At 66.5% G+C, this 10,743-nt stretch carries 8 protein-coding genes and 1 pseudogene; 3 read left to right on the plus strand and 6 right to left on the minus strand.

Translation table 11 applies throughout. The annotated features are described in order from the left end of the window. Positions 1-470 precede the first annotated feature (470 nt). Positions 471-860, plus strand: a complete 390-nt coding sequence (locus ABT263_RS37850) for an RlpA-like double-psi beta-barrel domain-containing protein (RefSeq protein WP_352298235.1) — start codon at positions 471-473, stop codon at positions 858-860. Between the two features lie 157 nt (positions 861-1,017). Here ABT263_RS37850 and ABT263_RS37855 read toward each other — a convergent pair whose 3' ends face one another. Next, positions 1,018-2,388: a histidine-type phosphatase gene (locus ABT263_RS37855; protein ID WP_352298238.1), complete on the minus strand. Its 1,371-nt coding sequence runs from the start codon at positions 2,386-2,388 to the stop codon at positions 1,018-1,020. Positions 2,389-2,601: 213 nt separating this feature from the next. Here ABT263_RS37855 and ABT263_RS37860 point away from each other — a divergent pair, with 213 nt between their 5' ends. Beyond that, on the plus strand, positions 2,602-3,378 hold the full coding sequence (locus ABT263_RS37860) for an IclR family transcriptional regulator (protein ID WP_352298241.1): 777 nt from the start codon (positions 2,602-2,604) through the stop codon (positions 3,376-3,378). Between the two features lie 147 nt (positions 3,379-3,525). Here the strand turns inward: ABT263_RS37860 and ABT263_RS37865 are convergent, their stop codons facing one another. The 5 genes and pseudogenes from ABT263_RS37865 to ABT263_RS37885 form a co-directional block, all read right to left on the minus strand. After that, positions 3,526-3,870: a NifU family protein gene (locus ABT263_RS37865; protein ID WP_352298244.1), complete on the minus strand. Its 345-nt coding sequence runs from the start codon at positions 3,868-3,870 to the stop codon at positions 3,526-3,528. Next, positions 3,870-4,877 carry an amidohydrolase family protein gene (locus tag ABT263_RS37870; RefSeq protein WP_352298247.1) on the minus strand — a complete coding sequence of 336 codons (1,008 nt, stop codon included), beginning with the start codon at positions 4,875-4,877 and terminating at the stop codon, positions 3,870-3,872. Before ABT263_RS37870 ends, ABT263_RS37865 begins: the two co-directional genes overlap by 1 nt. 28 nt (positions 4,878-4,905) lie before the next feature. After that, positions 4,906-5,844: an NAD-dependent epimerase/dehydratase family protein gene (locus tag ABT263_RS37875; RefSeq protein WP_352298250.1), complete on the minus strand. Its 939-nt coding sequence runs from the start codon at positions 5,842-5,844 to the stop codon at positions 4,906-4,908. A gap of 111 nt (positions 5,845-5,955) precedes the next feature. Next, the gene (locus tag ABT263_RS37880; RefSeq protein WP_352298252.1) at positions 5,956-7,017 is read right to left on the minus strand and encodes a sugar ABC transporter substrate-binding protein; all 1,062 of its coding nucleotides are present in this window, start codon (positions 7,015-7,017) and stop codon (positions 5,956-5,958) included. A gap of 183 nt (positions 7,018-7,200) precedes the next feature. Next, positions 7,201-7,993, minus strand: a pseudogene (locus ABT263_RS37885) (SDR family NAD(P)-dependent oxidoreductase). Positions 7,994-9,539: 1,546 nt separating this feature from the next. Between ABT263_RS37885 and ABT263_RS37890 the strand changes: the two are divergent. Next, entirely contained in the window at positions 9,540-10,166 is a 627-nt protein-coding gene (locus tag ABT263_RS37890; protein ID WP_352298255.1) for a thiamine pyrophosphate-binding protein, read from the plus strand. The last annotated feature ends 577 nt before the right edge of the window (positions 10,167-10,743 follow it).

Below are 10,743 nucleotides of genomic sequence, written 5' to 3' on the forward strand. Positions count from 1 at the left end.
GTGCCCGTCCCTGGATATGGGGCCGTCCAGCTCCGCCAATCCGACAACTACGACGCCGCTACGTATACCTGCTTTGAGGAACGTAGCACTAGGGCTCGATGAACGTCCCATGCATCGCCGACTTGCCCACACGTCACACGGCGTCCGATCGAACTCCCGCCTTCGGGCGAGTACGAAGGCGCAATGTCGATCACGACATCACACGGTCCCCGGGCCGCTGCCGGGAATCAGATCAAGCGCTACCGGCCCGTTCATCGGAAATCACGTGCGCCGCTCCCTGGAGCTGGCCTCGCCGCATACGAAATCGCAAGTAGAGAGCAAGAATTGCGAACTGTCATGTACGCCGGCCTCGCTAGTGTGATGAACGCCACCGCAGCAGCGCATGGTTCACTCCACCCCCCACTGGAAAGGTAGGACGCGTGCTTCGCTCAAAGGGCAGATTTACCCCACGTTTCACTGTCCGGGCCGTCATGGCCCTGCTCGCATCCGTGATGGCCGTAGGATCCGCGGCGGTCACCGCGACGCCAGCTTCAGCGTCCGACGTGTCGGCGAGCTACGTTCACTACGGAGACGGAACCTGGTACAACACGGGGCTCGGCGCGTGCGGCTGGAACAACAATGACAGCCAGCTGGTCGTGGCTGTTTCCCCGCGGTGGTACGGCAACAACCCCAACCCCAACAACTCCCGTGCCTGTGGTAAGCAGCTGCGGGTTCGGGGCCCCAAGGGCGTTGTGTACGTCACCATCGTGGACAGGTGCCCCAGCTGCAAGGACGAGGACCTCGATCTGAGCCCGGCCGCATTCAGGCAGATAGCGGATCTCGACACCGGTCGGATCGGGATCAGATGGGTCTGGGCCTGACCAGCAATCAGTGAGGGGCTGGCAGCATCCGCTGCCGGCCCCTTTCTGTACGGGTATTTTGCAGGCCGGTTCGGGTAAGGTCTAGATGACACTCCTGAAGTCCAAGCAGTGGCGAAGGAGGCCCGGGCGCGGCGGGCGCCGGTCGGGCCGGTTTCGGTCAGCCGTGGGTCAGGCAGTGCTCGAGCTCGTCGAGCGCGTAGAAGTAGCTGCCCTTGGCCACGGGCTTGCAGGACGCCTTGAAGGCGGTCTCCTTCTCGTTGTAGAGCATGCGCACCAGGTGCGTGGCCGGCCGGCCGTCGGAGGGCGTGTTCGCGAAGAGGTCCCACTGGATGTTGGCCGCCATCGGCGAGACCTCCGCACCGCGCCAGGGGTTGTTCCGGTAGGTGTAGGGCTGCCCGGGGTCGGCGGGCGCGGTGCTGCCCGGCAGGCCCATCAGGGCGGCGAGCGGCTCGATCTCCTCGGCGTGGGTGAAGCGCAGCACCGCGCCGTCGCCGTCGGTGCCGGCGGCCTTGGCCCCGGCCCGGGCGAGGAGGTCGTCCAGCAGGACCCCGGCCATCCGGTAGGTGATGGTGCGTCCGCTGAACGCGGGGCCCTTCTGGTAGAACTCCGCGGCGTCGTCGAGGTAGGCGAGCCACCGGGCGTCGCGGTCGGTCAGGAACGGGGCGAGGTCGACGTCCGGCGCCTCGGTGCGGAGGTCGGGCGCCGCGCCGTAGAGCTGGTACAGCGAGCGGGCGAAGGAGACCTGGTCCGTGGCGGACATCGTCGCGGTGAAGTCCGCCCGGAACAGGCGCGCGACGACCCGGTGCGCCGTTTCGGCCGTGCGCGGGTCACCGTCGATCCGCGCGAGGACCGCGGCCAGCGCCGGATCGCCCTTCACGTACGCCTGGTAGTCGGCGTTCTGCGGCTGCTTGTGGAAGTACAGCAGGTCCTTGTCGGTGACCGGCTCCTTGATCAGGCCCGTGAGCGCCGGATCGCCGGAGGTCAGACCGCCCGTGAACGCACCGGCGCTGGCCACCGCCCGGGGCACCCCCGAGGTCTCCACCACGATCGGCTCGTGCCGGGCGGCGATGCCCGCGAACAGGGACGGCAGCCGCTGCTCCATGCGCAGCGCGGTCTGCCGGTGCTCCTCGGCGCCGCGGGCGGAGAGGTTGCCGTAGCCGAGGGCGGCGGCCGCGGACAGCAGCGACTGCACCTGCGGGCCCAGTCGCGCACCGAGGCCGGTGAGCGCGCCCCGGTCCTGCGCCCGGCGCAGGACGGCGAGGACGGCGTCGCCGTCGCCGCTGTCGGTCATGGCGCGGGAGCCGTGGCGGGCGACGTTCTCGGTGAAGACCGGCACGAAGCCCTTCGGCGGCTTCTGGTAGTGGCCCGGCCCGCCTTGAGGGGCGTAGGGGGTCTTGGTCCCGTAGAGGTCGTGCCCGGTGTGCGACGTGGCGGGCCGTTCCCGCGCGGACGCGGTGCCGGCGGTGAACAGCACGCCGGCGGCGAGGGAGACGGCCATGACGGCGGACAGGGGGGCGGTGCGCTTCACGGCGGCCCTTCGGGTCGGATCGGTCTACCGGGTAGTGGTTTCGGTTTGCCAAGGTGTCATGATCGCGCAATCTATGTCGATGTCGCATCATGGCCCCCGTGCACTCATTTACTCGACAATGCGCACTGAGTGCGCATTTCGCCGGGCGTCGCGAACCAACGGAAATAGTTCCGTCTCGCGAACGCGACGTCCGGTGGGTGATAACCTTGGTCCATGGTGAACGAAAACGGACTCCAGCTGGTGCGCAAGGCCGTGGAGGCGCTCGACCTCCTTGCCCGCGACCGCGAGCTCACGCCCGCGCAAATCGCCGAGCTCACCGGCGAGCCGCGAAGCTCGGTCTACCGACTGCTTACCGGCCTGCAGCAGCTCGAGCTGGTTGAGAAGGGGGCGCGGCGTGGAACATATCGGTTGGGTCTGCATCTTCTTCAACTCGGCGAGTCCGTTAAGAAAGGATTCGACGAGAGGGCCCTGGCCTTGCCGGTCATGGAGAAGCTCCATGATCTTACCGGAGAAACTATTTTTCTGTGTATTCGCCGGGGATCTGAAGCCGTGTGCATCGAGCGTTTGGACGGTAAATGGGTTCAGACCCTCGCCCTTCAGGTCGGAGGGTCGCTGCCATTGCATGCGGGCGCCGCGCCACGAGTCCTCCTCGCCAACGCTGGGCGCGAATTCTGGCATGAATACCTCAGGGCAGGCGCAGGGAAACTGGAGGCCTTCACGCCTGCGACGCCAACGGCCGCAGAAGATCTGATTCCTGAACTCGAGAACACACTGCACGCCGGGGTGGCGGTCAGTGACGGCGATGTGACGGTTGGGATCGCCGCCCTCGGTGTTCCTGTCACGGACTACCGGGGCGATGTGCGTGCAGCACTGTCGATCAGTGGGGTCAGGCCTTCCATTCTGGGAGCTAGGCACAAGGAGATCCGCGAGAACCTGATCGCTGCAGGCAGGGAGATCTCCCGATCGCTCGGTGCCGACCTGGCGAACTGACCGGCGTGCGGCTTTTTCGGGCGCAGCCCGGGCCCTCGGTGCCAGGGAACGTTGGATAGCCGCGAATGCATGCTCGCCGCGTCCATGGAGTGCATGCATTCGCGGGATTTTGACGTGTCGGATCCCACGTGGGCTTGCCAACAGCCGCTACTCGGGAAGATTCACGGGCGTCACAGGTCTCGCTCCGAGGGCACGTGCAATGCGATTGAGGGCCGGCGCCGATGCGTGGACGTCGCTGCTCCGCACGTCGGTGACGCCGGGTACTTCGAGCAACGTGTTCCGGACGGTGCTGACGAAGGTCATCGGCAGGTTCGGGCATGCCTCGCAGGCGCGGGTGAAAGCCACGTCGACCACGCCGGCGTCGTCGATTTCGGTGATCTCCATGCCGCCGGCATGGCCGTTGAGGAGCGCGCGCAGGTAGGACATGGCTCGATCCAGCACCTCCTGGTCAACTGGGGTGGGGTTGGCCGGTGAATTCGCGTAGGCATTCATCAGATCAGTCCGAGTTCGCGCTTTTTTGCTTCCAGGTCGATTCCTAGGCCTTCGGCGAAGTTGATTCCGAAGACTCGTTCCTTGATCTCGCGGGTGATTTCCGGGTACCCGTACCGGTCCTGCAGCTCGTCAGGCATGGTCAACTCGGCCCAGGCATCGATGTAGGGCTGGATCGTGGGCCAGATGAAGGCCTCGGACCCATAGCAGATGCGTTTGCTGCCTACTTGGAGAAGTACTTCGCCCAGGCGGTGAAGCATCTTCCAGGGCTGAAGGAAGTACTGGTTGAACCACAGTGGCAGGATCAGGTAGACGTTTGGGAACCTTGCCGCGATGCTGATCGTCTCATCGACGTACGGGTCACCGAGGTGATGGATTCCGAAATTCAGGTCCGGGAAGTCCAGAGCGGCGAGCTGGATGTCATTGGGCCGGAATGCCTCAACGGGCATGATTCCCAGGGGGAACCCCTTGTGGAACTGAACCATCTTGATGCCGAGCTCGAGGGCCTTCTCCCACAGAGGGTAGGCCAGCTCGCGGTCGTCGGCCCGCCAGTGCTTGTCCCGGCCTTGGTACTGGTAAAACTTCATGCTGACTGCACCCCACTCGGTGACCTGCCGCTCCATCTCCTCCAGAGCGGCGTCGAGGCCCTGCCACGCAGGATCGACCCCGCCGGTGAAGAGGATCCTCGAAGGATTGGAGGCGGCGAGCGCGTGGCTCACCTCAGGGGATCCGAGACCCATCTGCCAGTGGGAGTAGAGCGGAACGGTGCACGACATGGCGAGGTCCGTCACGGACTCCTCGAAAAGCTTACGGTTCGCCCACTCCAGGTCGGGGAGCTCCGGGAAGCTGGACTCCACCGACGGCCCCCTGGTGGCGGTCAGGGCAGTGAACTCGCCGAGTTGCTCCCGCAGTGCCCTGACGTGGCGTCCGTCGTCCTCGGGCCGGATCTGCCGGTCCGTGAAGTCCTGGCAGTGGACGGTGGCGTCGAAGACGAACATTCCGTCTTTCATGGTCTCTCCTCCAAGCTCGCCGTGGGGGCTATCGGGCGGTGGTGTGGTCGTGGGGGTCGGCTTTGTGGGCCCAGATGCGCTTGTAGGAGCCGTGGGTGATGTCGTCGAGGAGGGTGGGGCCGAGGGGGTGCCAGCCGAGTTCGGTGCGGGCTTTGGTGGAGTCGATGCGGCTGTTGCTGGAGAGTGCGATGTCGACCCAGCGCCGGCCGAAGGCGGCGTAGGCGGTTTCAGGCGTGCAGGACTGTGGGTCGGGCAGGCCCAGGAGGTCGGAGACGGCTTGTGCGATGTCACGCAGGTTCGTCTCGTCGGCGGCGATGTTGTAGAGGCTGCCGGCGGGCGCGCGATGGAGGGCGAGGAGGTAGGCCTCGGCGAGGTCGGCGATGTAGACGTTGGCCCAGCGGTTCTCGCCGGGACCGACGTAGAGGCTGACGCCGTGAGCGACGGCGTGGCGGACCAGCATGGGGATCTGCTCGCTGGCCCCGTCGCCGTAGATCATGGAAGGGCGGATGACGACGGTGTTGATGCCGCGGGAGGCGGCGGCGAGGACCTCGAGGTCGGTGTCGACCCGGGTGGCGACCAGGGGGTCGGGGGTGAAGGCGTCGTCCTCGGTGTAGACGTGGTCGCTGCGCCGGCCGTGGGCGAGGTCGGTGTAGACGCCGGTTCCGCTGGTGCGGATGTAGGTCTTTCCGCTGTTGTCGAGGGCGCGGAGCATGGTGCGGGTCGCCGGGGCGTGGTCGGCGCTCGCGGTGTCGATGACGGCGTCGACTTCCTCGGTGACGTTGAAGATGGCGCCGTGGTCGTCGAGAGAGGCGACCAGGGGTGTGATGCCGCGTGCCTGCAGGCCGCGGGCGGCGTGTGCGGAGCGGACCAGTCCGGTGACGTGGTGGCCGGCGATCTGGAGGCGGGTACTGACAGCCTGACCGATGTAGCCGTTGGCACCGGTCACGAGGACCTTCTGCAGGGACATGCTTGGTGTCCGTTCTGTGGAATGACGGTTGGTGGCGCTCAGGGCCGGCGCAGGTCGGGGCGGGTGGGCCGTTTCCGTGAGTCGCCATACCTGCGGTGCCGCCCGGGTCGGTCAGTCGAGGTTCAGCGTGAAGCGGTTAGAGGGAGCTGAGGAGCTGTACGCAAGTGACAGTCGCTTCGCGTCGTAACCCGTGGCAGTGGATCCGAATCGGGCTGAGTACTGGTCGACATTGGCCTCGGTGACGACGATGCCGTCGAGGACCACCTGCCGCTGAGGCGGCATGAAGCCCATGACAGCGTCGTAGGCCATGATCGTTGCGAACCCGCCCTCGACGTACTCGCCGCCGGCCGCGCTCGCCAGCAGGTCACCCGAGGATATGGCCTTGACGTCGTCGGGGTTGGCGTCCACTGCGGAGACCTTGACCTTGGACAGCGCCCGGTTGGCCTTGAGTGCGCTGACGGCACCGGTTGCGGCGTCGCCGTCGAATGCGAAGAGGCAGTCGAACCCGGGCCCGGGGTAGGCCGCCAGGAAGCTCTCGGTGGCCCGCTGTCCTTCGGAGGCACCCGCGGCCGGACGAAATGTGTCGAGGATCGTGACGCCGTGGGTGGTGGCGTAGTCCTGGAAACCCTTCAGCCGGCCGTCGGCGACAGAGTCGTCCCGCTGCCCACCCATCGTCACGCAGACCTTCACGCCAGCATCCGTCAGCGTGGCTGCGGCCGCTTCGCCGTCGGCCTCGTCATTGCCGACGACGTAGCCGACGTTGTACGCGGCGTTGGTGCTGTCGGGTACAAGCCCCGGCCGGCGTGCCACAGCCACACACTTGATCTTGGCCGTCTTGCAGGAGTCGAGAATCGACGGCCCCACCGAGGCCGTCACCGGCGCGTAGACAATGGCGTGCACGCCCAGGGAGATGAGGTGCTGAATGTCCTTCAGCTGCCTCGACTCGCTGCTGCCGGCGCTGGCCACACTCAACTTCACTCCGAGCTGGCCGGCCGTCCGCTGCGCGAACGCCACGTTCTGCGCCCAGTACGAGTTGTCGAGGCGCGGGACTGCGTAGCCGATCTTTATGGTTTTCGCACCGTCGTTGCCCAGGACTCCGTCGGGGCTGCAGGCCGAGACTGTGAGACACGCGGCCACGGCCATCGCGGCGGCTGTGGATCCGGCACTGTTCACGATCTCCTCCTGAGCGAGTGGTGCGGAGAGGTAGTTCTCGATGGCTCTGACCTTTCGCCGGCCCAGCCCACCAGGGCGGCAGCGATCGTCGAGGAACTTCTGGTTGGGGCGTGCCTGCTGACCGACACCGTGGAGCGGCGGGAGCTACCGCCAGGAGGAACCCAGGCGACGGACGGAAGAAGGTCAGAACACACTGCGGATGAGGCCCCCGTCGATACGCAACGCGGCCCCATTGATCGCGGCAGCCCTGGGACTGCAGACGTACGTGACCAGGTCCGCGATTTCCTCGGGACTGATCAGGCGCTGGATCAGGGATGTCGCCCTGTGACCACCCGACTCCATGAACCTGCGCTCCGCCTCGTCCTCGGGCGTATCGGGGTAGAGCTGACGAAGGAGTCCCACGACCCCTTCGGTCCTCGTGGATCCGGCGATGATCGCGTTGACCGTCACCTCCGTCTCCTTGGTGAGTTCCGCAAGGCTGCGCGAGAGAGAGCAGCATGGTCTTGGTCGCACTGTAGGCCGCCATGTCCGGCACCGGCATCACAGCGGCCTCACTGGCCATCAGGAGAATGCGGCCGGTACCGGAGGCCAACATGCGGGGCATGTAGTGGTGCGAGAGGCGCACTGCGCTCATCACATTGACGTTGAACATCCGTAGCCACGCTTCGTCGGACTCCTTGAACAGGCCGACAGCCTCGTAGATGCCGAGGTTGTTGACCAGGATGTCGACGTCGGGGACTGCGGCAACGGTGCGGGAAGCCCCGTCCGCAGTACCGTTGTCGGCCACCACTCCCTCAAGGGAGGCCGACGGGCACCTCGCTCGGATGTGGTTCATCGCCGCGGCGAGCGAACCCGAGGATCGGCCGTTGATGATGACGTGCGCGCCTTCCCTCGCGAGGCTGACGGCGATCTCGCGGCCGATGCCGCCCGTCGAGGCAGTCACAAGGGCTCGACTGCCCGTGAGGTGCAGATCCATGGGCGCTCCAAATGATCTTTTGCAAAAGAGAGTTGTTCATTCGATGCCCTGCGTGGCCCGCAAGCCGGCCGCGGGCTGCGGCAGCGACCGCATCGTCGGACTCGGAGATCCGACAAGGAGGACCATGTGGTACGTCCCCGGATGCCCGCGGAATGCGTCTCGCTGCAGGCGCACTCGGCCACGGTCCGACGCGGGAACCGATCTCCCCTCGGTCTGCCGGTGCGGCCCGGACCACTCCCGCCTGGGACCTTTCCCCAGGGATTGCCCGACGCCGAACGTCGCGCGTACCGTCCACTCGGCCACTTCGACACTGCAGCCTCGTCCGGGCCGACCGGCCCCACCCCGGATCCCTCCGAGACGGCCCTTTCAGGAGCACCTCGGGCTCACCTTCGCACAACCGAACCAGCCTGTACATTAACCCAAAAGAAGCATATCCAGTATGCACCTACAGGCGCCAGTGCACCATCATGCGGACCAACTGCCCACCAAGCGGGAATTTGATCCCTGCGACGACTCCCCCCGCTGAGCCCTGTCCGCCGCCGGCCGCGAGCTCCACCGGGCACCGCTTCGCCCCGCGGCCCGACCCGCCCGGCCAGCACCCTGCCCGAACACCATCCGCCAAAGCCTCACCGCATCCCACGTCCACCCACCCGAACCCCCTTCGGCCTCCGAGACCCGCGGCCCCCGCCGCCCCGCACCGCAAGAAGGACCTCACCTTACTTCAACGTCAGAACACGGATCGGCAGACGCCATCCGAGCCAAGACCTCTCCTGTAACGAGTCGTTAGATAGGCCACCTTGATTTGACAGCCGATCCGGTCTCTGCTTATGTCTTCCCCCTCACAGTTCAACGTTGGATATCAAAGGAGCACGCATGCTGAGAGCTCCCGCCGAGGACGGTCGCCGCCGACCCAGGGCCGTCAAGCGACCGACCGACGGCCGACCGGCACCGACGACACGATGCCGGGACGCCGGAAAAGCCCTCCGCCGGGCACACCACTAGAACATCCGATCGTCGCTCCGGGCGCCCACCCGAAAGCGATCGGCCCGGCGCGACCGCCATCGACTCCTTCCAGACGAGCGCCGCTCAGCCCCTGCACACCCCCGCCGGACCACCAGCGAGCTCGCAGCCGACATCCGAGAGGCGACGCCGGGGCCGCCCCCAGCCGAGACCGCCGAGCAGGCCTCGCGCCCGCTCCGCACCGTGTCCGCCGGATGTCGAACGAGATCGCCGCAACAGATCACCCCGGCACCGGCCGGCCGAGGCCCCCGACGTACCGGGCCACAACGACTCGACAGCTGTCGTATTTTTGCTCATCAGACAGTCTGTCCGTACGGTAGGAAGAGTGAACGATCGACAACCCGACGTCCTCGCCGACGCACCACTCGACCCGTGGCGTGTCCTGCTGATCGAGGAGAAGGCGAGCTTCAGTCGCCTTGAGGCTTCGCGCCTCAGCACCGACTCGGCGACCTCCCCCCTTCCCCGGCGCCGAAATCCTGGCGACCCTGTACTACGGCGTGCTGCGGATCCGGCGCGTCGACCCCGAGTGGCCGGACCGCGACAGATTCGCCTTCGGCGGACCGACGACTGCGGCAGCACTCGTACCACTCCTCGCCGATCCGGGCTTCTGTCCACCGAACCATCCGGACCAGAGCCCCCAGCCAGGTGTCGGCTTCGGAGGCCAGCGCTGCCCGAACCGGTTCCCGGGAATCGACTTCGACTCCGGGTCGGCCGGTGTCGGACTACCGGTCGGGGTCGCCATGGCGACCGCGGCTTGCCTCCCGGACGGCAGTACCGCACGTTCGTCCTCCTGGACGGGAGAGAGGGGCAGGAAGGTCACATGTGGGAGGCGGCGCTCATCGCCGGGCGCCATGCTCTCGGAAACCTCATCGTCATCGCCAACCACAACAAGCAGGGCCTGCACGAAGGGCTCGTCGACACGGCTTCAGCCGAACGGTCCGCCGACAAGTGGGCATGCCCGGGGTGGGACGTCTTCCATGTCGACGGACACGACTCGGCTGCGCTTCTCCCTCTTCTGCGAGTCCTTCGGCTGGCGCCCCGGAGCGCGCCCGCGGTGGTGATTGCCAGGACCCACGAGGGGCTCACCCCTGAGCGTCGCCCCGTGAGGACCCTACGGGAAGCACCGCTCGCAGCGGGTGCGGATTCCTGTTAAGAGGGCGAGCCCAGGCTCCCCCGGGAACAACTTGACATGAACATGATATTCATTGGGCTCAGCGCCAAGCTTCCGGCAGGCGGAGAGTCGGCCCGGCCCAGCCCGGCGCTGCATCGACTCCCCAGCGGCCGCCCGCCCCTCCTGACGGCGAACCCTCCACACGACTGCAGAGCCCACAAGACAGCACACACCACTCAAGGAACCTTGTTGTCAGGCCTCGCCCTCGTCACCGAGCGAATCCCTTCCGGGTGCAGTCGGGCTCTGCCTCGTTTCTAAGGACAGAACTGGAATGAGATTCGCAGACTCGTCGCAACTGCGCGGAAGACAGGCCCAGTTGAACAACCTCCGGCTTGCTGCCGAAATGCACGGGCGCCATGGCTGGCTAGGAGCTGTTCAAGGTTCGGATCTTGCTGCGGTTCGATGGTGGGCTGGTGTCTCTGGTAGAACTCCGTGCTGTGGCGCGTTTTGACGTGACGGATGCCGAGTGGGCCTTGATCGAACCGCATGTGCCGGTGGCTGCCACCGGGCCGTTGCCGCGGCGGGTGAGGGACCAGTTCAACGGGGTGTTGTGGCGGTT

Source organism: Kitasatospora sp. NPDC001603 (assembly GCF_040298365.1).
Taxonomy (GTDB): domain Bacteria; phylum Actinomycetota; class Actinomycetes; order Streptomycetales; family Streptomycetaceae; genus Kitasatospora.